This is a genomic window from Oleiharenicola lentus (assembly GCF_051660365.1).
Classification (GTDB): domain Bacteria; phylum Verrucomicrobiota; class Verrucomicrobiia; order Opitutales; family Opitutaceae; genus Lacunisphaera; species Lacunisphaera lenta_A.
Window position 1 is genome coordinate 930,387 of the sequence record NZ_JBOZXB010000002.1, and the last position, 21,538, is coordinate 951,924.

At 58.6% G+C, this 21,538-nt stretch carries 19 protein-coding genes and 2 pseudogenes; 10 read left to right on the top strand and 11 right to left on the bottom strand.

The annotated features are described in order from the left end of the window. Positions 1-20 precede the first annotated feature (20 nt). Positions 21-440: pseudogene (locus tag ACRRQW_RS18825) on the top strand (ATP-binding protein); the annotation flags it as partial. On the opposite strand, the gene ACRRQW_RS18830 reads toward ACRRQW_RS18825, so the two are convergent. The 4 genes from ACRRQW_RS18830 to ACRRQW_RS18845 are packed head-to-tail and all read right to left on the bottom strand — an operon-like array spanning position 406 to position 5,999. Beyond that, the gene (locus tag ACRRQW_RS18830; RefSeq protein WP_438483168.1) at positions 406-1,923 is read right to left on the bottom strand and encodes a recombinase family protein; all 1,518 of its coding nucleotides are present in this window, start codon (positions 1,921-1,923) and stop codon (positions 406-408) included. The pseudogene ACRRQW_RS18825 and the gene ACRRQW_RS18830 overlap by 35 nt on opposite strands. Positions 1,924-1,966: 43 nt before the next feature. Further along, positions 1,967-5,023 carry a type IV secretory system conjugative DNA transfer family protein gene (locus ACRRQW_RS18835; RefSeq protein WP_438483169.1) on the bottom strand — a complete coding sequence of 1,019 codons (3,057 nt, stop codon included), beginning with the start codon at positions 5,021-5,023 and terminating at the stop codon, positions 1,967-1,969. A gap of 6 nt (positions 5,024-5,029) precedes the next feature. Continuing rightward, positions 5,030-5,761 carry a hypothetical protein gene (locus ACRRQW_RS18840; RefSeq protein WP_438483170.1) on the bottom strand — a complete coding sequence of 244 codons (732 nt, stop codon included), beginning with the start codon at positions 5,759-5,761 and terminating at the stop codon, positions 5,030-5,032. A gap of 10 nt (positions 5,762-5,771) precedes the next feature. Further along, positions 5,772-5,999 (bottom strand): hypothetical protein, encoded by a 228-nt coding sequence (locus tag ACRRQW_RS18845; RefSeq protein WP_438483171.1) that lies wholly within the window; start codon positions 5,997-5,999, stop codon positions 5,772-5,774. 409 nt (positions 6,000-6,408) lie between these two features. Between ACRRQW_RS18845 and ACRRQW_RS18850 the strand changes: the two genes are divergently transcribed. After that, the gene (locus ACRRQW_RS18850) at positions 6,409-7,407 is read left to right on the top strand and encodes a CHC2 zinc finger domain-containing protein (protein WP_438483172.1); all 999 of its coding nucleotides are present in this window, start codon (positions 6,409-6,411) and stop codon (positions 7,405-7,407) included. A gap of 45 nt (positions 7,408-7,452) precedes the next feature. On the opposite strand, the gene ACRRQW_RS18855 is transcribed toward ACRRQW_RS18850, so the two are convergent. The 3 genes from ACRRQW_RS18855 to ACRRQW_RS18865 all read right to left on the bottom strand — a co-directional run bounded on the left by ACRRQW_RS18855 (position 7,453) and on the right by ACRRQW_RS18865 (position 9,151). Continuing rightward, positions 7,453-7,812 (bottom strand): helix-turn-helix domain-containing protein, encoded by a 360-nt coding sequence (locus ACRRQW_RS18855; protein ID WP_438483173.1) that lies wholly within the window; start codon positions 7,810-7,812, stop codon positions 7,453-7,455. A 75-nt stretch (positions 7,813-7,887) separates the two neighbouring features. After that, on the bottom strand, positions 7,888-8,682 hold the full coding sequence (locus ACRRQW_RS18860) for a replication-relaxation family protein (RefSeq protein WP_438483174.1): 795 nt from the start codon (positions 8,680-8,682) through the stop codon (positions 7,888-7,890). A gap of 13 nt (positions 8,683-8,695) precedes the next feature. Continuing rightward, positions 8,696-9,151 carry a hypothetical protein gene (locus tag ACRRQW_RS18865; RefSeq protein ID WP_438483175.1) on the bottom strand — a complete coding sequence of 152 codons (456 nt, stop codon included), beginning with the start codon at positions 9,149-9,151 and terminating at the stop codon, positions 8,696-8,698. A 370-nt stretch (positions 9,152-9,521) separates the two neighbouring features. On the opposite strand from ACRRQW_RS18865, the gene ACRRQW_RS18870 reads away from it, so the two are divergent. Next, on the top strand, positions 9,522-9,764 hold the full coding sequence (locus ACRRQW_RS18870) for a helix-turn-helix domain-containing protein (protein WP_438483176.1): 243 nt from the start codon (positions 9,522-9,524) through the stop codon (positions 9,762-9,764). A 22-nt stretch (positions 9,765-9,786) separates the two neighbouring features. Here the strand turns inward: ACRRQW_RS18870 and ACRRQW_RS18875 are convergent, their stop codons facing one another. From ACRRQW_RS18875 to ACRRQW_RS18890, 4 genes and pseudogenes are all read right to left on the bottom strand, one after another. Continuing rightward, positions 9,787-11,241 (bottom strand): type IV secretory system conjugative DNA transfer family protein, encoded by a 1,455-nt coding sequence (locus ACRRQW_RS18875; protein ID WP_438483177.1) that lies wholly within the window; start codon positions 11,239-11,241, stop codon positions 9,787-9,789. Positions 11,242-11,517: 276 nt separating this feature from the next. Then, on the bottom strand, positions 11,518-11,814 hold the full coding sequence (locus ACRRQW_RS18880) for a hypothetical protein (protein WP_438483178.1): 297 nt from the start codon (positions 11,812-11,814) through the stop codon (positions 11,518-11,520). 75 nt (positions 11,815-11,889) lie between these two features. Further along, on the bottom strand, positions 11,890-12,141 hold the full coding sequence (locus tag ACRRQW_RS18885; RefSeq protein ID WP_438483179.1) for a hypothetical protein: 252 nt from the start codon (positions 12,139-12,141) through the stop codon (positions 11,890-11,892). A 488-nt stretch (positions 12,142-12,629) separates the two neighbouring features. Next, a pseudogene (locus ACRRQW_RS18890) lies at positions 12,630-13,094 on the bottom strand (DNA cytosine methyltransferase); the annotation flags it as partial. A 300-nt stretch (positions 13,095-13,394) separates the two neighbouring features. Between ACRRQW_RS18890 and ACRRQW_RS18895 the strand changes: the two are divergent. The 7 genes from ACRRQW_RS18895 to ACRRQW_RS18925 all read left to right on the top strand — a co-directional run bounded on the left by ACRRQW_RS18895 (position 13,395) and on the right by ACRRQW_RS18925 (position 21,490). After that, complete coding sequence (locus ACRRQW_RS18895) at positions 13,395-14,420, top strand: Gfo/Idh/MocA family protein (protein ID WP_438483180.1); 1,026 nt, start codon at positions 13,395-13,397, stop codon at positions 14,418-14,420. A gap of 218 nt (positions 14,421-14,638) precedes the next feature. Then, positions 14,639-15,115: a hypothetical protein gene (locus ACRRQW_RS18900; protein ID WP_438483181.1), complete on the top strand. Its 477-nt coding sequence runs from the start codon at positions 14,639-14,641 to the stop codon at positions 15,113-15,115. 87 nt (positions 15,116-15,202) lie between these two features. Further along, positions 15,203-16,276 carry a hypothetical protein gene (locus ACRRQW_RS18905; RefSeq protein WP_438483182.1) on the top strand — a complete coding sequence of 358 codons (1,074 nt, stop codon included), beginning with the start codon at positions 15,203-15,205 and terminating at the stop codon, positions 16,274-16,276. A 3-nt stretch (positions 16,277-16,279) separates the two neighbouring features. Further along, positions 16,280-17,317: a hypothetical protein gene (locus ACRRQW_RS18910; protein WP_438483183.1), complete on the top strand. Its 1,038-nt coding sequence runs from the start codon at positions 16,280-16,282 to the stop codon at positions 17,315-17,317. Positions 17,318-17,320: 3 nt separating this feature from the next. Further along, on the top strand, positions 17,321-18,334 hold the full coding sequence (locus tag ACRRQW_RS18915) for a hypothetical protein (RefSeq protein WP_438483184.1): 1,014 nt from the start codon (positions 17,321-17,323) through the stop codon (positions 18,332-18,334). Between the two features lie 1,061 nt (positions 18,335-19,395). Next, positions 19,396-20,448, top strand: coding sequence for a TIGR02597 family protein (locus ACRRQW_RS18920; protein ID WP_438483185.1), 1,053 nt, complete (start codon positions 19,396-19,398; stop codon positions 20,446-20,448). Positions 20,449-20,515: 67 nt separating this feature from the next. After that, a complete protein-coding gene (locus ACRRQW_RS18925) occupies positions 20,516-21,490 on the top strand; it encodes a hypothetical protein (protein ID WP_438483186.1) in 975 nt (324 codons plus the stop codon). Positions 21,491-21,538: the final 48 nt, after the last annotated feature.

Consider the following 21,538-nt stretch of genomic DNA (forward strand, 5'->3'; position numbering starts at 1 on the left):
GCAGATTTGGTTAAAACAAGCACAAGAGGATCATGATCGGGCCGCCTGGATCCGGAAAATCCATGATTGCGAAACGCGTTCCTGGTATCATGCCGCAACCGACGCTCGATGAGTATCTCGACATCCTGCGCATTCATTCCGCCGCCGGCCAGACCATGCGCGACGGCATTCAATTTCTCCAACGTCCCGCCCGCGCCCCGCATCACACCATTTCCGACGTCGGCCTGCTCGGCGGCGGCACGATTCCTGGGCCGGGAGAAATTTCCCTTGCGCACCACGGCGTGCTTTTTCTCGACGAGTTGCCCGAGTTCAAACGCTCCGCGCTCGAAGTGTTGCGCCAACCACTCGAAGACGGCCACGTCACCATTTCTCGCAGCGCGGGCAAAATCACGCTCCCGTGCAACTTCATGCTCGTCGCCGCGATGAACCCCTGGGGATGTGTTGCCTATCGGTCGCTAGCTCAAAGACAGGCAGCGTGAGCAGATTGATCGACACGTCCTCCTTACCGATCACGATGCTCTTGAGGAGCAATTCCACGATAGGCCGCTTGCGCTCTTCAGGGAGCTTCGGCCAGTCGGCGTAGAAATTCCGCCCGTGCGCGGCGACGTGCTCCGCGCTCAGGTTCACCACTTTCAGCGAGTCGATCTCCGCTTCCAATCGTGGGATCTCCCGCTGCAACTCTTCCTTCCGCGAGTCGAGCGGCTGGAACCGCTCTTTGAATTGTACGACCGTGAGCGCGCCCGCCTGGAAAAGCTCGAAGCACTTGTCGGCCTCGACCTTCGTCTTGTCCCTTTGCGCCTGCAGGCTCGCGAGCATTTCGGCCTTCTCCGAGATCCCGCTGTGCGCCTCCTCGCGATATGCCGAAACGCGTTCGGAAGTAACCATGAACGACTTCAGCTCGTCGCGGAACACCGCGTCGAGGTCCGTCGCAGGGATCTTGTTGCGGCATTTGTAGCAGACCCATTTCGGCGTGTTGAACGGGACATACATCTTCTGCCCGCAGTAGCACACGACGAAGCCCGTGAACGCGCTCTTGCCGCGCCTCGCGGGGCGCTCTCCCCTCGTCCTCCGAGCCTCCAAGAGCGCGTTGCACTTCTCCCAGAGTTCTTCCGACACGATGGGCTCAACTTTGTTGATGACCCATTCGTGCTCCGGCTTCACCGCCCACTTCAGCCCGTCCCCGAGGCTCTTGGTGTAGTTCTGGCGCTGCACGCCCTTCGCGGTGGGGTCGGAGATCACGCGGGTGACGGTCGTGTCCGACCACTTCCCGCCGCTGCGGGTGAGGTATCCCCGCTCGTTCATGATCCGCGCCACCGTCTTCTTGCGCTTATGCTCCGCGAACAGCTCATACATCGCCTTCCGCACGAGCGCGTCCTTGGGCTCCACCACCAGCCGCTTGTCCCTCCAGACGTAGCCGAAAGGGGCGAGCCCGCCGAGCGGCTTGCCGAGCTTCGCGCGGATCGGCACCGACGCCGCGACGCGGCACGCGATCTCCTCACGCTCGAACTGCGCAAGCGAGGCATTCACGGAGAAGAAGAGCCGGCCGGCCGGCGTCGAGGTGTCTATCGCCTCTTGGAGCGACACGAGGTCCGCCTGATGCTCTTGGAAGAACTCGGAGATCGTCAGGAGCTCCTTCGTGTTGCGGGCGAGGCGCGCGAGCTTCGAGAAGATGAGGCCCGTGATCTTCCCGCGCTTCACGTCCGCCATCATGCGCTTCGTCTCCGGGTATTCCATGACGGCTTTCCCGCTCTGCCCGGATAGGTTGTAGACCTCGACCACGTCCCACTCCTTCGACTCCGCGTAGTGGCGCGCGCGCAGCTCGTGGTGCTTCGGGCTGTCGCCCTGAGCCTGCTCGTCCGTCGAGACCCTGATCCACACTCCGACTTTTTTCCGGAGGCCTGCCGTGCGAGTATAGTGCTCCATAGAACTAGTTATCGGGCTCTTCTTCGAGGATGTTCAATCCTATTCATTTTTTTCGCTCTGAAGATTTTTTCTTCTGCATCATCTCCGACATAATGCGGAGCGCTTCGCTCTCTTTCGTTTTCGCCTCTGCCTCCGAAACGGGAGTGAACGTGCGCCGCACCACGCGCCCTCCGCGCGTTCGCGGAACTTCCGCTGCGGGCGAAGAAAGCTTCGGGAGCGCGCGCAGATGTTCGATGAAAGCGTCGGGCAGAAAGAGGCCCACGAGCTTGGCTTTCTCCGCGCCCAAGCTGTTAGCGACGGCGGCGGAGAGCTTCGCGAGCTTGTCCTCGCTCACGCCGACGACCGCGACCTTGCCGAATCCCGCCCTGATGCACTTCGAGACGTTGCCGACCTCGTAGTCGATCGTGTTCGTGACGGTCACCTCGCACGCGATGTCCACGCCGTCCCGCGAGAGCACGAGGTCTATGCTGCCCGCGTCTATCCGCTTCTCCACGACGACGCGGAACCCGATCTTCTCAGCCTCCTCCTTCACGCGGTCTTGAACGGCTTTGTGCTGCGCGCCGCCTTTCCCGAGATCGGTCGATGACGCGGATGGGACGGTTTGCTTCCGCGCGGGCGTTATCGGCTCCATCTTTATTTCGACCGGTGCCGGAGCGGGCGGGGTTTCCGACGGCTGCGGCTCCGATAGAACGACCGGCGTCTCTATCTTCTCCGGAAGAATGACGGATGAGGGAATCGCCTCGCCCGCCTGCGGCAGCTCTGAGCGGAGCGTCGAGTATTTCAATCGCGACGCGGCGACGACCTCCCTCGCGCGCGCCGCCGCGGTCGCCTGCGGCGGATACTTCGGCATCGGCACCGTGAGGTTGAAGTCGCAGTCGCTACGCTCGACGCGACAGATCGCGCACCCCGTTTCGAGGTTCTGCAGGTCTCGTGCCTCGAAAGAGGAGAACCCTCCTTCGAGGTTCCGGGAGTCCTTGTCGCCGACGCGGAACACGACGCGCGTGAACGCGTTCGAGAGCGCGCTCGCGATGCCGGTCTCGCGCTCCACCTGCCACATCTCCTGGTGGCCGAGCACGAGGCCGAGCCGGTATTTCCTCACGCCCGAGAGGCAGGCTGCGATGGACGGCGTGAGGAAATTGTGGAACTCGTCTGCGAACAGGAAGTGGTCACGGCGCGCCGAGGCGCTCTTCCGCTGGCGGCTCATCGCCTCCGACTGCATCTTCGCGACGAGGAGGCTACCCAAGAGATACGCCGAGTCCTCCCCGATGATGCCGATGGGCAGCCGCGCGAGGAGGATCTTCCCCGAGTCGAGCACGTCTCCGAGGTCTAGCGAGTTCTTCGCCTGCGCGACCATCTCGCGGATCGGCCGGGGCCCGAGGAACGTGTCGAGGCGCGTGATGACGGGGCCGATGGACTTTCCGCCCGAGAGCTGCGGGAACGCCTTCTCCCAGTAATACGAGACGTTCGGGTCGCGCACCGTCTTCAAGAATTCCCTGCGGAAAGCCGGCTCCAATAAGAAGCGGCGAAGGTCGATGAGCGTGCCGCCGCGCTCGCTTTCGAGGAAGGCGAGGATCGCGTTATGCAGGACGCTGTTGAGCTGGTCTCCCCACGACGTGGACAGGCGGCGGAACACGGAGACGAGGTCGGCCGCGAGCAGGCCCTTCTCCCAGTCCGAGTGCGCCGACAGGATGTTGAGCCCCACCACGTGCGTCTCGTCCGACGGGTCGAAGACGACGACGTCGCCGATCCGGCTCTCCGGTATCGCGCCGAGTATGCGGTCGACGAGGTCGCCGTGCGGGTCGATGACCGTGACGCCCTCGCCCCTCTCGACGTCCTGCATCGCGAGGTTATAGAAGAGCGAGCTTTTGCCGGTGCCGCTCACGCCGACGACGTGCATGTGGCGCACGCGGTCCTCGTTCGAGAGGAAGACCGGCGCGGACGCGCCGTAGTGCGTGTTCTCGCCGAGCACGACGCCGCTCCCTTCGCGGACGCGCGCCGGGGCCTCCCTCGTCTTCTCTGCGGAGCGCAGGCGCGGCGACCGCGCCTCCGCGCCGGGGAGGTGCGCGAAGCCCGCGACCTCTTCGAGGCTGAGGATCATCCCCGAGCGCCGCGTCTGGCGTAGCAGGACGTCCCGCTCGTGCGCGTCGCTCGGATACGATTCGTTTTCGAGGGGCACCAAATGGTTACCGCGCGCCGCCCCATACGCGCCGAGAGCCCCCGCCACGTTGCACGCGACCTCCCACGTGCGGTTCACGTCAACCGTCTTCACAGCGACCCGCACAACAGCGGCCCACGGGGCCGAAGAGAACTTCTTCTGCGCGCCGGCCAGAAGCTCAGGCGCGTTGCGGAAGAGCGCGCCGCCGTCGCCGCGCGAGACGGAGCGCAGGGCGCTGTCGCCCCACGGCGAAGACGCGGGAGCGAAGATGGTCTGGAACACCGCGACCTCCCCCGGGCCCAGCTCCGAGAGCGCGCCCATGAGTCCCACGTATGGCTCCCCTCCCGTCGCCTCGAAGGGGACCATGAACTCCTTCCCCAGGCCGAACTCGACGGCCGCGACGTGTCCCTCGCCGACCCCATTCCATGCGGACTCCAGGAAGCGCGACGCGGGCGCGAGCGCCGCGTCCGGGAAGAACGCCTCGAACTGGCGGCGGAAGAGCCGCTCGTCGCGCGGATGGACCGCGAACTGCAGGACGATCTTCTCTGAGGTTCCCACGACCTCGAAGGCGATGGGGGCGACCGAGACCGAGAGGCTTCGGAGGAATTCCGCGTGCCTCGCCCCGCCCTTCCACCCGTCGGGCACGTGAGCGTGAAGCTCCACGAGTTCGCCGCGCGAAAGCTCCGCGGGCGCGGCGTCCTCCCGCGGGTCCGAGGCGGCGTCGGGAAGCGGCGGAGCGAGCCGCTGGCTCGCTCTCCTCACGAGCGAACTCAGGAAGGTCGGCTTCCTCCCGTCGTCGGCCGGCGCGGTCGCCGCGTATCCATGGAACGGGAACGGCTTGAACGCGGGCTCCAACTCGACCGGGTATTCCCAGACTTGGAACCCGCGTCCCCGCCTCTCCCAAGCGAGGAACTCTGCCGAGAGCCTGTCTGACATTCCGAGCATAGGGGCTTACGCAGTCGGCTGCTTCGGCGACCCCTGCCTCGCGGAATACAGGCCCTCGAACACGGGGCTGTAGCTGTATTCGCGGACGAGTTGGACGCCCCTTTCTCCTGTGATCTCCGCGACGCGTCCCTTCACTATGCTCGAAACTATGGACCCGTAGGCCATGCGCATGTCTTGGCGGTAATACGAGTCCTTCCGGAAGTAGCGCTCGTAGATCGGCCCGATCACCGCTAGCTTGACCAGCGTCGCATCGAGGTCGCGCAAGCCGAGCCCGATCGCGTTGCGCATCGTCCAACCGAGGAGGCACAAGATCGCGAGCAGCAGCGTCGGACCGAGGAATATTCCGACGTGCCGGATGCTCGCGTTTAGGAGGAACCAGAGCGCCGCGATCACCACCGCGATCTGCCACGGACGCACCTTCACCTCCTCGACGAAGAAGCGATACGAGAAGAAGTAGTTCACCCCGACGGGAGCCGCGCAGACGTCGAACGTAAGCCGCTCCCGCTTCATCTGCAGATACTCGCGGTTGTCCGACAGCGGCCCGCCCTCGGGAATCTCGACGCGCGCGATGTCGAGGGCGGGGATCTTCTGGGCAGAGATCTCCTTTTGGATCTCCGCGTAGAAATCGTTCGCCGAGAACTGCTGCGCCGGCACCAGCGTGAACCAGTGCTCGATCACCTCGGGGCCCGCCTTGGCGTGCTTCCCGCTCGCGGCGTCCGCCGCGCCCTTAGCGCTCACGGTTGCGCTCCTATGAGTCGGATTTTTCCGGCTTCTTCGCGCTCACCATGCGGAGCCCGGCCACGAGGCACAGGGCGCCGACGAGCGCGCCGACGATTGTATAGACCTCGAATTGGTCAAATGGGGGCGACCACGAATGGAGCTGACCCATTAAGCCGGAATACCTGTTATACGACCAGACGCCTGCGATTACCGCAGCGACGAGCAACACCACCCCAGTCTGCTGTTTAGCATTCATGTGGAAAAAAAGAGCGGCCCGTGGTCGGAGCGGATAAAGACGGAGCGAGAAATGCAACGCGAAATATAGAAACTATTATATTATTTTTCTTCTGCATATAAGATGCAAATTATCGAATATTAAAACGTGGCCCGCCCGCGGACTCTTGGGATTCGCGCGATCTCCGCTCCGCCTCCGCCGAGCCTCCGGCTGCGCTGCGTCGCACTGCATCCCCATAGACCGCGCCTCCCTTCTTTTGGGAAAAGAACCAAAATTCCGCGCGGTCGCAGACTGCGAAAATGGGATTTCCGCAGACTGCTTGGCGCGCGGACGAATTGAGCGGAAGCAGTCCCCTTTATCTTTTCTTTATCTCGGCGTGGTTGAATGGAGGGCGGACACAGCTCTTCAACCATCAACAAAAGGATACACAGTGAACCACCGTCCGTGGATCAACTTCAAGGAGCTGCGCGCACGCCTCAAGTTCGAGGACGTGCTCGCGCACTACAACGTAACGCTCGCCCGCAGGGGCGACCAGCATCTGGGGCCCTGCCCTCTGCCGTCGCACCCCAGCGAAAAACAAGGCAAGACCTTCTCCGCGAACCTGGAGCGTGGCATCTTCCAATGCTTCGCGTGCCGGGCCAAGGGGAACGTCCTGGACTTCGCCGGCCTCATGGCGGGCGCGGACATAAAGGACGGCAACGCGCTACGCGCGGTCGCCGTGGAGCTTCAAGCGAAGTTCTTTCCCGAGGGCGCGAGCCGCCGGCACCCGCTGGCGGCCGCGGAGCCGAAGGCGCCGGAGCCCGCAAAGCTCGCCGTCAACGCGCCGCTCGACTTCCACCTCAAGGAACTCGACTACGCCCACGCCTCGCTGTCGGGGCTCGGCTTCGAAGCGGAGGTCATGGACCACTTCGAGGCTGGCTACTGCTCGCGCGGCAGCCTGAAGGGCCACGTGGCTGCGGCGCTTCACGGCTCTGACGGCAAGCTCGTCGGCTACGCGAAGGGCGCGGCCACCGAGCTGGGCCTGAAATTCGCGTATCCCGAGCCGCGCGAGCGGCAGGGCGTGAGGCACGAGTTCGACCTCAGTTCGCTCGTATACAACGCGCACCGCATCGACTCCGCGAGCAGCGGGCTCGTGATCGTCGATTCGCTGCCGTCGGTCTGGTGGCTGCACCAGAACGGGCGGCCGAACGCGGTGGCGGTGTTGGGAGAGGGCGTTTCGGAGGAGCGGGCGAAGCTGCTCGCTTCGCTCGTCACGTCGTCGGGGCGGGTGTGGATCGCTCCCAGCGGGAGCGAGGCGGGAGACGCGCTCGCCCAGAGCCTGCTAGTGCGGCTCTCGCTCTACCGCTTCGTGCACTGGATGAAGCTAGACTACGGCATGCAGATGACCGATCTCTCCAAACAAGAGATCAAAACATGCTTCACTGTGTGAGGCATGCACGCGACCCGCGAGGGTCGCGTTTTTATACCCGTGCGCTTACTTGCGCTTCTTAACCAGGCCGAGCTCTTTCTTGATATTGGCGACGCTCGGGAGCGATATTCCCACGGCCTCAGCGATCTCGGCACCCGTCTTCCCGTCGCCTACCAAGGACTTCACCTTCGCTTTGACCTCCGGTGTGATCTTAGCCCGCTTACGGCTGGCGCTCTTCGCCTTCGCGAAAGACGTCCCCGCAGCGCTTGCGGCGGCCTGCACGGCTCCCACGAAGTCGCCCACCGTCTTGAAGCCGAACTTGCCCGGCAAAGACAGGAGCTTCCGGCTCTGCTTCGCCATCTGCTTCTCAAGTTTGGCGATCTGCTTCTGATATTTCTCGATCTGTAAGATATGATTTTGGCCCATGCCTCTGACTACGTAGTAACTGTCCGAGGGCAAATATTAATAATATACAGGCTGAGCACGTAACGCTAAATTTCATCAGCGATAGTCTACAGGCCTTGCCCATATCTTGCCGAACGGATCCGCCAGAGCGTCGTCCATCGTCGCGACGTGTACATGGGTGAGCGACGGCGGGACGTTCTGGAGGATGCGCCGCGCGATGTTCTCCATCCGCTCGATCGACGGGCACACGATAAGGACGCGAAACGCGTCGGACGCGCCAGACTGGGAATAGCGGAGGTATAGCTCCGCCTTCCTCGCGAGCACGTCGAGGCGCTCGGTCGCCATGTCCACTTCCAGGAAGAAGACGCTCTCTACGCTTCCGTCCCTCACGCGCAGATAGCCGTCGGGCTTCACGAGCCGAGGCTTCTGACGAGGCATGCTCACCCAGAATTCGTTCAGCTGCGGCCACGTGACGAACTCTATAATCTCCACGTTGCGCGCGCGAGCGGCGCGGTAGAAAGCGGCCTTCGCGTCCATCACCGCGAGTTCGTGCGCGATCGTCGAGACGCCGTGCACCTGCGCCCGCCGCAGCAGCTTTTGTTTACTTGAGCCTGGATATTCTGCGATGATACCCGCGTCTCGCAGCGTCCGCAGCCCTTTGTTGTCGAGATAAAGGATCGCGCGCTCGTTCACGTTCCGAGGCCTCTCGCGAAGTAGCCCCGATGCTTTCAGACGACCCACTCGCTTTTTCGCCATCTCCAGCCTCCCCGCGAACCAGATGTCCGTGATGTGCGCGACCGTCATCATACGGGCTTCGAAGAAGCCACGGAGAACCTCTATGTCGCGGTTCTGAAGAACGAGTGCTTTATGCGCGCTGCCGTTCTCTTCCATCGGGTGAATAACTCTACGCGAGCTTGCCAGTGATTTTGTCGACGAACGCAACGAAGTCGGCGCTGTAGCTGCCTTTTAGCGTCGCCCATGCAGCTCCGGGAATTGGCAACGAGAGAAAATGTTTTATATCGGCCTCCATCTTCTCGCGATCAGGCGCGCGATATTGCCCGGCTTTCGACGCGCGGAAGACGGTCTCGGTGTGCAGAAGCACGAAGTTGACCGCGCGGATTTGTAGCGGCGTAATCAGTGCGGCATCGGCGGTCGGCACTATTATCCGGGCTGTCTCAGGCTTCGAGAGTATGTCTCCCCATATCCTGTGATGCCGTTCGGCGAATCGGATATGGTTGTCGATCCGGGTGTGAGTGTTGTTGGAGCGGTATTGGATCCCGGTGAAAGCCCGATCTGCGACGAAGAATGCCCGTTCGAAAACGGTCCACCCGCCTTCCAGTATCCAGCTCAGCAAGCTCATTGCTGAAAAGTATACATCAACCCCGCGCGCGGGGGAAGCGGTCAGCTCGCGGGCATGTCCGGCAGCGCGGCGAGCATCACCTTCCGAGGTATACGCACGATCCGTTCCCCGTTCCCGCATCCGACCCGGGGCGGGAGCCTTCCGTGTGACTCGGCAGTGATGTCGGTGCCAATCACGGCGAAGTCGCCGTCCGCCAACTCCAGAATGTCGGGGCATGCGGACGTGTTATAGCAGGAAGACTCTGGTCCGAGGCGGCGGAGGAAGACGGGGGGATTCATGGCGGGAGAAGTTTTTCCGATTGAAATCAGATGTCGTTAAAACACGCCCATACGGGCGTGTTGGTCAATCACGTTTTCCGCCATTATGAGGCGTGCCGGCTCCCAGAAAAAAAGAAGACCTCCCTCTCCTGAAAAAACTCGGGGCTAACATACGCGCTGCACGCGAGAAGGCCGGCCTCACGCAGGAGGAGTTGGCGGAGCTTGCGGACATACATCCCCGCGCGCTACAGAAAATCGAGGGAGCTGGCACGAACCTCCAATCGCTGACTCTCATCCGCATCCAAGCGGCCCTCGGCTGCCCGTGGGATTCGATCATCCCGAAAGTCGGCAGGTAGTTTGTTCGTCGCGGAGTCCGTGCTATCCTAAAAGAGCAATACGTTCGGGTGGCCCCTCGCGTGATTGCCTAGCGTCGAAGCGCCTAGCGCTCGACGCAGGCCGCCGGTCCTTCTTGGGATCGGCGGCTTTTGCTGCCTCTCCTGTATCGTCATACCACTGGAGTATCCGCCGCTCCACTTCGGCCTTAGGTCGAGCGAACCTCTCCCGAGACCGGTCTACTATCGTTTTCACGTGGTTGTGGAGATTCCCCCAAGGCGGCAGGGTCTTGCCGAAGAACGCCGGTAGGCTCCGTCCCGCCGACAATATCCGAGCGCAAACCTCCCAGTTGTTGAGTATCGTCAGGTCTGACGCCCGAGCGCTATCGCCGCACGCGCGCTCTAGTGCCGCAGCGTCCTCATACCCCACTCGGAAGGACACAATCGATCCAACGTTTCCCAAGACCGCCGATAATACGCGCTGCCGGAGCTGCGCCAGATACTGCGCTCCGGCAACCAGCGCCAAGCCGTATTTTCGCGACTCGGAGAGAGTCGCCGCCACAGAGTCTGATGCATAGGAATGGAACTCGTCTGCATAGACCGTGAAGTCCGGAAGAGGCTCTTCCGGCAACACGACGTTATTTTCGGGATCGGCTTCGTCCTCGAGGGTATCGCGGTCCATGCGCGACATCGCGGCGACTTGAAACTGAGATATCAGCAGGGCTCCGAGCAGCGCGGACTTATCGGCGCCGAGCTTCCCCTTGGACAGATCCACGAGAAATATCTTTTGGGTGTCCATGATGCGCCTGACGTTGACGCGGCTGTCCTCGTCGCTGTTCACCTGCCCGAGGATATTCCTCAAGACGGGAGACATGACGACCTGGCCGATCTTGTTCTGTATCGGAGCGACCGCCTCCGCCACGAACCTCTTGTCGTATCCCGCGAATTCGTGGTTCCAAAAGGAACGAACGGCCGGGTCTTTGACCTGTTTGACGATCCACATCCTGTAGACTTCGTCCGTGAGCATCCGCTGAATTGAGAGTATGCTCACGTTCTTGCACTCGAGAACCGCCGCGACGGCGGCGTATAGAATATACTCTAGCCGCGGCCCCCAAGACTCGGACCATATGCCCTTGAAAGCCTCTACGATGCCCGAGGCTACGAGATGGCGGCTCTCGGCGGATACTCCCTCGAAGATGTTGAATGAGACAGGAAATCGGGCGTCTCCCGCGTTGAAGAACACGACGTCTTCTATGCGGTTAGAAGGGATTCGAGGCAGTATCTTCGCGATGGACGCGCCGTGCGGGTCGAGGAATGCGAGGCCGCGCCCGGACTCGATGTCCTGAACCGCCATGTTCTCCAAGAGAGTGCTCTTGCCCGCCCCGCTCATGCCTATCACGAGCATGTGCTGCAGCCGGTCTTTGTGCGCGATCCCGAAGCGCTCCCATTCGGCGCCCCACGCGTTACGCTCCCCTATTATGATTTCATCGCTCGCGCTCATCCGGGCGCACACTCCTCGAAGTAAACCGAGAACCTCCGAAAACGCCCCGCTCGCCGTCGAAGTAAGCGGATCCGTTATTGGCGACATACGTTTTTTGCGAGCCGCCAAGACAATGTGGGCACGGCCGAGAACGAAATTCTCGCTCCTGACGGGAGGATTCTACCAATCGCGCATAAAGGAAAAATAAAATCTCAAGACTGCGCCACGCTTCCGCCGCCCTGTATAGATTCGAAAACGAAAAAAAACGGCCCCGCTTCCGCGGGGCCGTCGAGTGCCTCAGTATTCCGAGGGCAGTAGCACCGTGGTCAGCGACCGGTCCCACTCCGTTATCACCCAGAACCTCTCTTTAGAGGCAGTGGTGTATACGGAGAAGAGCCGGCCCTCTCCCGAGAGCGCGTCGTCGTTCGACTTCCAGTCTTCCTTGCAGACGTCGCCCCAGTCGCCCGAGACGTGCCTGCGCAGCGCGCGGGCCATCTCTGGAGGCGAGACGGCCGCGAGGGCTCCCGGAGTGGTGACGAGCCTTCCGAGCCCGAACTTCGGGGCGCGAGCGGCCCCGCCGATGTCCGACACCATACGCTTTCCTTTTGTTGAAGGTTCCCGTTCCGGCGGGAAGCGTATCACGCGGAGATAAAATAATTCTAAAGACGCCTACCCGTTCGCCGCCTTCTCCGCCGCCTCGACCGAGGCGATCGCGGACCAGAGGCCCGCGGCCTTGGCTGCGTCCTGCACGTGCGGCGCGCGGACGCGGAGGGTGGAGATGAGGCGGTAGGCGTCGTGCGCCTCCACGTTGATCCGGGTCTGGCCGTCGGAGAAGCGCGTGAAGGTCCCGTCGGGGAAGCCGACCGCGAGGTCGTATGGGAACATCGCCAGCAGGTCCGCGGGCACCGTGCACTTGATCATATAGGAATCCGTAGAGCGCTCCGAGTCCCGGAGCGGGAGGCCCGCTCCATATACGTATGCTCCGCGGCCGCGGACAACAGCAATCTGCAGAACAGTCCAAAGGGTTCCCGCCCGCAGACTGAGGCCCGAGGAATTCTCTCCCTTGCGCTCCGGACCTGGGAATTCGCTTCGCGAGCCCTTCTCCCTCTCCGCTCCAGTGCGCGAATCCCGCGGGCCGCAGACTGCCCCTCCCTCCTTTTGGGAAAAGAACCAAAAGGGCCGCGCGTTCGCGGACGACGCGGGTGGGATTCGCGCCGACCGCTCGGCGCGCGGCACGGGTTAATCAAGAAACACACTCCGAGACTACTTAACAATCACATCGTGGAATAGCTAATCGTCCGCCGCTAAATTCGTAAATAAGGAGGTTTTCATAATCGACCCGAATTTGCAGATCGCTGTTAAAGATCCAATTCGCAAAGCTTCACAGGTGGTTTTCGATTTCTAAATTTCTATGCCGCGAGACGCCTTACTTTTCGATTGCACGAAATTACGCGTCTTTTGGAAGTTTTTGCGTCAATAAAGTGCGCGACTGCGCCGAGCGTCGCCATACCCAATCCAATCGGCACTGCGTTGCCAATTTGGACACCCGCAGCCATCAATCCCCCTTCAAACACAAACTGGTCTGGAAATCCCTGCATTCGTGCGGCGTGACGCGCGGTGATTCCGTGATTTTCGGTCGGATGAACAAACCGCCCCTTGGACGGGTTAACACATGCTGTAGTCATTGTCGGACCTGGCTTTGAAGGATCAATGCGTCCATACACATCACTGTGGCCATCATGGCCGCTATGGCAGGGAAGAATTCTTCCGGAATCACAGCGACTGCCTCCATTATGTGGGGTGGACTCAAATGCCCTCACCAACGCTTCCGAATGGTTCATATGTATTGCATTAGGATCGGTATGATCGAGCGGATTCGAAAATACTACTCCTGAAGAAAACAGTAAGGTTGCCGGTAAGCTGAACATCAGACTCGTAAAAAACACCAACTGGTATTTCGGCATGAAGCTCGGTAATGAATACCTAGCGCTTTCGCCCTACGCACATTGTCCAAGAACTGCGAAAACTGCTCCTGTGATTCTCGTGGAACTTGCGCAAAACGCCAAACTTAGGGACTGGTTTGGAGCTGAACTAGCATTTCTACACGAACCAATCTGTTCTGAGGTATTTGAGCGACAAAAGTTTGAAGCGTGGCTCAAAAACAACCCACTCTGATGAATTCAAATATCCTCCGGGTGGGTCTCATCGGCTGTGGCGCACATTCGACCGAAATCATCATCCCGACGCTTCGATCTATCCCTAACATCAAAGTGCTCGCCGTGTGCGATTCCCAAGTGTCAGCCGCGACTGAAGCCTCTTTGCTCTTGGGTGGCATTCCAGTGGCCAGGGATCTAGGTGAGCTGATTCGTCACCACGATCTGAACGCCATCATTGCAGTAGGGCCGCCCCAGATGCATGCGGTTGCCGCCCTCAAAGCGCTAGAGCGAGGACTTCACGTTTTCGTAGAAAAACCTCCAGCAATCACGGCTAAAGAACTTTCGCACCTGGCCGAAACAGCGGCTAGCAAAAAACTGGTAACCTGCGTGGGCCACAACCTTAGACACTCTGATGCCGCCCAGCAGCTGCGACGGGTCCTGAATGGGGACGAGCAGGTCACGCTTGCGCCTCCCATCGGGAAACCAGTCGCGATGGAAATGCGTTACTTCGCATCGAAGCCCCGCGGCGACCGGTGGGGGCTGGGTTCCGCTCTGCGGAGTTTTCTTCTTTCCCACGTCAATCATGCGATCGATTTCATGATTTTTCAGATGGGTTCGATCGCTCGCGTGAGCGCCGCCATCGCCTCCACCAAAACCGATGGCATAGCTTTGAGCGCTCACTTTGTATTCACGAGCGGCGCTGTCGGCACCCTTTTCGCCACCTCATCTGCCCCGCGATTCTCGTTCGCAGGCACGATCGTTACGGACGCCCACAAGGTGGTTCGATTCGATGCCCTGCGGCAATTAGAAGTCGAGGCCGGCGACGGCGTCAAATCAGACAAGGCATGGCGCACCACGTGGACATCCAAGACATTGGAATTCGGATACGATCACGCGGGTTACGGAACCGAAATAAGCCTGTTTGCTAACGCTGCCATTGAGCAACGTCCCGACAAGTGCCATCCGTCGTTCGGAGACGAACTGGCGGTTTACGATGCTATCGATGAAATCGAACGAATGGTATTGAAGCAGTCGACGCGCTGACTTCACAACAGATGTATTCCGTAATAGGATTGTAAAAGGAATGCTCTTACCAAAATTAGGGATGTGGAGCCGGGACGTTTGATAGTTCCCGTTCTGCATCCCTAAGCACTCGATAATTCCCAATGCTTGGGAACACATGAGCTTGATGCGGTTGTATGGAAAGAACCAATGCTTGTGGGCAAATCCACTCCCCGACACCCCGCGAACCTTGTTGGCAAATGTCGTGTTACGAGACTTCGATCATTGTTGGTGACAGGCGAAATCCCGACCAGATTCGACTTAAACTCTCACAGGAATGGCGCCAGTCGATTCATAACGGCAACCGTGCATACGCGACGATCGCCGACGGACTCGGTTACCAGAAAGACTCGGTGCGACGTCGTATACCGATCCTGTTGGTATGCTGCGATCAGCGAGCGTCGGCTAAAGAAGCGATCACGCAGATGCAGACGCGTGCGCTTGTGCCTGCTTCTGCAATCGACTTACTTAGACTAATCGAAACGCATCCCGAGATCATCTGGAAGTCACTGACGGCAGGCGGACCAGCCCCGATCTACTTCATCAACGAAACAAATCCCTTCTGTTCGCATGCGATCAGCTGCGACGGGATGGGATTTGCACAATTGTTTGAAGCGAATCTAGGCGAAAGAGGGCCCATAGGGGATGCTTGCTTCGCCGCCCGTAAAGAGCAGTAGTATTCATCAAAACTGATGCGATAGGAAACAGGCCCCCGTGAGAACGCGGGGCTTTTTATACGATCGCGAACAACCGCAGCTATCATCATGAAACATTTTTCAATGAAACCTTTTCATCTCATAAGATTGCTTTGGGTCTATACGATTGCGGTATCACTAAATCTTTTCGCTTCTGACGTAAAATACCTAGAGCCGATTGGAACAGTTCACGTCACGTTCGAGAATGGGACTCGGTTCACTGGGATACCGCTCGTCAACAGCGCGGTTGCCCGCGGGACAGTTACGAGCATCTCGACCAGCACCTTAACAGTCGGTTCGCCTGCAAACGTTGGGGGTCTTCTTTCTCCAAATCGAGCCTACTATGTAGAATTTGTTGATGGTCCTACCGCTACCTACGTTGGGGATAGGTTTGATATCGACGTGACAGCTACGAGGGCTAATGCAAACAACACGTTAGTAGTCGCGACGACCCCACGCAACACACTCGCGTCCCTTCCCCCTACAGTTGCTCTAGCAGGCTACAGTTTTGTAGTTCGGGCGCATGTCACGATAGGCCAGATTTTCGGCATTAAAGATCACGAAATCATGCACGGTTCGACCAGCCCAACCACAGCCGACCGTCTCCAATTCTTCAATCCTTCTTCACAGGCATGGGAAACCTACTTTTTTTTGAAGAATAGTTCCGGATCAATCGTGCAATGGACCAAAACTGGAGGCGGATCTACGAATCGCGACAACGAGATCATTGCTCCCGGCGCCGGTTTCTCAGTAGTGCGAAATGCCACTTCACCGGTGACGATCCACATAGCAGGCAAGGCACGCACGAACGGGTTCGCCCAACCGCTGGTCGCCGGCAACAATCTCATTGCACAGCCTTGGCCGATTGCTGCCTCCCCTCTGCAGCGACAAATGACCACGGCCAATGGCATGACCGGATCGACTAGTCCCACCACCGCCGACAAGATCCTGAAGAACAACAGCGATGTTTTCGCAACATACTATTTATTGCGGAATTCCCTCGGCTCGATTGAGCAATGGACCCTCAGCGGTGGCGGCAGCACTGATCGCAGCAACGACCTCCTGTTTGGCGAGACCTCTTCGGTCATTATTTCAAAAATTTACGATGACATGAATTATCTAGTGCCTTACATCTATCCCTAGAGCATGAAGGTGATTTTTCGCATCGTTGGTTTGCTTGCCGCCGCATCACCGTGCTTGGGTGATGCGCCCGTGTATAATCCGCCTATCGGCTCGTCGGTTATAGCGATAAACGGAGCAAGCGGAGGACTACTAAAAATAACCTCTTTAACTCCAACCTTACGGCTTTTCATCGGATCCAGATTCGTTGGAAAGAAGAAAGGCGTTGTAACCGCTATCACGTCGTCTTCGATAACTGACGCCTCAGGCGGTTGGTCTGGTGGGCAGCTTTCGCAAGTTGCGGCACCCTATTTCGTTCGCTTCACATCTGGAGCGGCAATCGGGACTTGGTGGCAGATATCCACCTCGCAAGCCAACACGGGCACCGTGCTGTTCCTTTTTTCAAACCAAGGCACAGCCGCGTCGCTGGGAGCGACTCTGGGCGACACATTTGAAATCGTTCCGGGGGACACTCTCAATATTTTACTGGGTAGCTTGACCTCAAGTATGGGCGGTCCCAATGCAACGATTGCTGACGCAGTGCAAATTCATGACGGCACGAATCTACGCGAATACCACTACAACACAACGGCGGGGCAATGGCGAGAAGGCTCGGCATCCTTTAATCGGGGAAACGTAGTGATCCGGCCCGACTCGGGAATTACTATTATCCGCAAGGCAACCGGAAACCTCCAGTTGCAAATACTCGGCTCTGCGCAATCGACTGCTGAGAAAAAGCTTATCCCTGTGATCGGCGCAACCCCTGCTTCGAACTGCTTTCCGAGGCCGCGCTCCCTGGCGAGCCTGAACGTTCAGACGATGCCCGGATTCGTCCCCTACTCAGGCTCGCTTTCCGCAGCTGACAAGGTTCGCGTTTTTGACGGCGTGCAGTGGCGGGCCTTTAACTTTGACGCATCCGCCTCCGAATGGAGGGAGGGATCATCTCCATTCAATAGAAATTCGTTCCAGATCCCATCGGGAACTCCGTTCTTCATTGAGCGCGGCAGCGCGGCCTTCGGAGGTAGCGTCGGTTTACTGGCCTTGGAAGGTCCATACGTTCCTTAGTTTATGTTTACCTCTAAAATTCCCATAGTCGGATTTATGCTTAGCGGCACGCTCTGCGCGGTTCCAGACATAGTCTACAACCAGCCTCTAGGCGTGATCGCCTACACGATTGGAGGAGGCTCAACGACTATTCCCAACACAACTTCGTTCTCAATACCACTAACCGACAAATCCCCCGCCACGGGTGTGGCGCGCGGGCGCATCTCTTCGCTGACTTCCGGCACTATCGTCGTGCCTGACGCTAACTGGACCACTGGCGCACTTGCACTGCCAGCCTACCCTTACGCTGTTCGTATCACGACGGGTGTCGCCGCAGGGGTAACGCTCAGCGTGAACGCAAATACCACCGACACGCTCACTGTTTCAGGGCGTGACCTCACAACTCTAGGGATTACAGCAGGAGCGAACGGCGATCTCATCCGACTCATTCCCGTAGACACTTTGAACTCTCTTTTCGGATCTGCGACATTACTCGGTGGTGCCACTGCGGCGGACTCGGACATCCTGACGTTAAGCGTTGCGAGTGAGACCTCGTTTTACTACAATACTTCACTTGGTCGCTGGGTTAGGACTACTGGACCAACGACCGACCGAGGCAACACCCCTATCCCCTTTGACTGCGTGATCAGGATAACACGCAAATCGAGCGCGTTTGCACTGCGGATTTCCGGCTATGTTCCTGAATGCCGCGTGAACTGGGCGATCCTCAACTCTGGCTCTACCTATACCCACTCAGGATTCCCGCAACAAGTCACGCTCGGCAACCTAGCGCTCCAGAACACGCTATCCGGTTGGGTGTCCAATGCAGCGCCGGGGCTAGCCGACACTATTGGCGTGAGCAGTGGCGCTAATTGGAGCTTTTATTTCCACAACGGATCTTACTGGCAAAGAACTACCGGTCCCTCCACAAATCGTGATGGGATAGTAATCGGCGTAGGAGTTGCTCTCCAGGTTTTCAAGCAGGGCACCGCTTCAGGATTTTCAACATTCGAGAGAGATCTCCCGTATTCGTTATAAACCACCCGTGCGGCGCCTCACCTTAACTTTTCTTTTAGCGGGGATGCAGCAATCGCAAGCGGTAGCGTCAGAGGTAAAATACCTCCCTCCGATAGGGAGCCTAAAGATGACCGCGCAGGCCTATCTCACAAAAGCGGTGTCTTTCCCCCTTTTAGGTCCAGTGGTTGGAACCGGTGCCACTACAGGCAATATCACATCTGTTGGATCTAACTATGTCGATGTAACTGGTGCCGGATGGACTCCGGGCGCGTTCTCGAACGTCGCAACGCCTTACATACTGAGAATCACCTCGGGGAGCGCGGCGGGACGCGTTATTCCGGTCAGCACGACTGCAAATACGGCAACCAGAATCTATCTTAACAACGAGGGCTTTGCGCTAGACCTAGTCGTCGGCCCAGCATCTGGCGATAGCTACGAGCTAACTCTGGCGGACACGCTGGGGAGCTTCTTCGGGACGACCCTGCTTGGAGGGACTGACTCGACCAATGCCGATAACGTCATGATCTGGGCGAGCGGGAGTTGGATTACATACTACTATAACACTACGCGGAGCCGGTGGGAGCGTGACACAGACACCGCGGCTTCCTCATCGCGGAACAATGTGCTACTCCGGCAAGACCGTGGGTTTATGCTAGTCCGTAAGGCATCCACAGATTTTACTTTCTACGTCACGGGCAGGGTTCCAAATTGCGCTCCCTACCACCTGACAACAATTCCAGGAACCACATTCTTCAGCACGAGCTTGCCTGTGCCGGTTACGCTCGGAACTTTAGCTCTTCAAACGCGCGCAACTGACTGGAAAGGAGCTGCCGATCCGTCAACCGCACTCACGAATGGCGATCTGGTGCAAATTTGGGCAAGCACCACTTGGCTTAACTATTACTATGACACCACAAGAAACTCATGGCAACGCTCCACCGACAATTCGATGAGCGGCAGCAGAAACGGAGTGGAGATCCCTGCTGGTGTTTCGTTCATGATCCGGAGAATAGACAATGCCGCGAATAATGCGGATAGGTTCGTCCAAATGCCATTACCCTATACGGGCTTTTAATATAAGCATGAAGTTCTCCATGCGCCTTTTCTGCACTTCGCTGTTACTCGGTTTGCGCTGCTTTGCGGCGGTGGAGGTGGAGGTTTATAGCATCCTAGGCTCGGTTAGCCGCGCCGCGCCCGCGAATACGGACAGTCACGTTGGACCGCCGTTCGTTAGAAACGCATCATGGATCGGCGCGGTTGCAAGCGTGACAGGCAACGTCGTCACCATCCAGGGCTCACCTTCGTGGACTACCAACAGGTTTATCCCCTCCTCATCCGCCACTGACATCTATCACGTTCGCGTGCGAACCGGCGCGCTCGCCGGGCATTATTTCGTAGTTACGTCAAATACCTCGAACACGGTGACCGTAGACGCTGCGGGGCTTCCCATCAACTCATTGTCCTCTGGCGACTCTCTCGAAATCACGCCATTCTGGACAATCGGGGCACTTTACCCACCAAGCGCAGCAGGCGTCACTTATATCGCATCGAGCTCGGCCCTCTCCACGCAGACCCAATTGCTCTTTTTCGATCCGACTAGCACCGGAACCAATCGTTCCCCTAGCGCCACCTACTTCTTCTACAACGGCGCGTGGAGAAAAACCGGTGCGTCAGTAACCACGAGCTTCGATACGGTCGTGGTTTATCCTGACACTTATTACATCCAGCGCAACAAGGCGACGGCAACGACCCTGACCTTTAAGGGACGAGTCCAATCGGACTTTCTCGGAACCGTCCTTGAAGGAGCGGTGAGCGCGAACGACAATTATCTCACTTTAGCGCTACCTATGGCCGTCTCGTTGAATGAGACTGGGCTCGCAACGTCAGCTTTCGCGAGCAGCCCTTCGCCACTCAGCCGAACCGACGAGCTCCTCTTATTTGACCCCTCTGGAACCGGGCTTAATCGGTCGCCGAGCGGAACATATTATTACTACAATGGCGCTTGGCGTAAAACCGGATCGAGCGCATCTCTCGACTTCGGTTCGACGGTTACGATACCATCCGGCCACGGCTTCGTAATTCGGAAGCCACCTGCAGCAGGTAGCACTACATGGCAGATGGCGACGGGATTCTAAGACGAAATTCTCACGCAACACACTCCCGTAATCAGCAATGAAAATAGTCGCGACTACCTTTCTCATCTTGGCTCTTAACCTCAACTCTGGCGTCGAATATCTTCCGCCGATTGGAAGCATGACCTTCACGGCACCGAAAGGGCAAACCACTTCGATTGCACTCCCGCTCTTGAATTACGTTTCCGGCTCAGGCGCAATTCACGGAGCAGTCACGGCGGCCGGATCAAACTACATCGACGTTACAGGAGCTGGCTGGACCGCGGGCGCTTTCTCCAACGCCAGCTCACCGTATTATTTAAGAATAACCTCCGGCACGGCAGCCGGCCGAGTAATGACGGTTAGCACAACTCCAAACACCGCAAGCCGCCTATTCGTGAATAACGATGGCATTGATCTATCCACCGGCGCAGGCATCGTTTCTGGAGACACTTATGAACTGGTGCCTGCTGACACGCTCAGCTCCCTTTTTGGAACGACACTAATGGGCGGTGCAGATGCCGCAACAGCCGACAATATCCAAGTTTGGAGCGGAGCCTCATGGCAGCCTTTTTACTATAATACGACTCGCAACCGGTGGGAGCGCAGCGGAACTCCGTCGCTAAGCGCCAATAATGTAATCTTGAGGCCAGATAGGGGCTTTTTTCTCGCGAGGCGCTCGTATGATTCGGATTTCATCCTACGCGTTGGCGGCAGAGTGCCGCAAATCGCGCCGCGCTATTTCCACGCACGGATGGGAGTAACCTTCCTCAGCCTAGGTGTTCCGGTGGGGCAAACGCTCGCGCAGCTCGGACTAGAGACGCGCGCGCCCGGATGGGTCACCGGCACCTCGGTTCCAGGCGCCGACTATATTCAAGTTTGGGGTGGAGCCTCATGGCACACATTTTACTTCGATTCCACGAACCTACGCTGGCAGAGAAATGGCTTTCCCTCAATCAGCGCTGACAATTTCAATCTCCATAATCGCCCCGTTATGATCAACCGGTCAGGATCCGCCTCTGCGGCCGATTCCACGATTTTATTGCCGATCCCCTATCCTAATTGATCGCAAAATCACGAGTTCTCATGCTAGCAATCAGATAAATAAACCAAC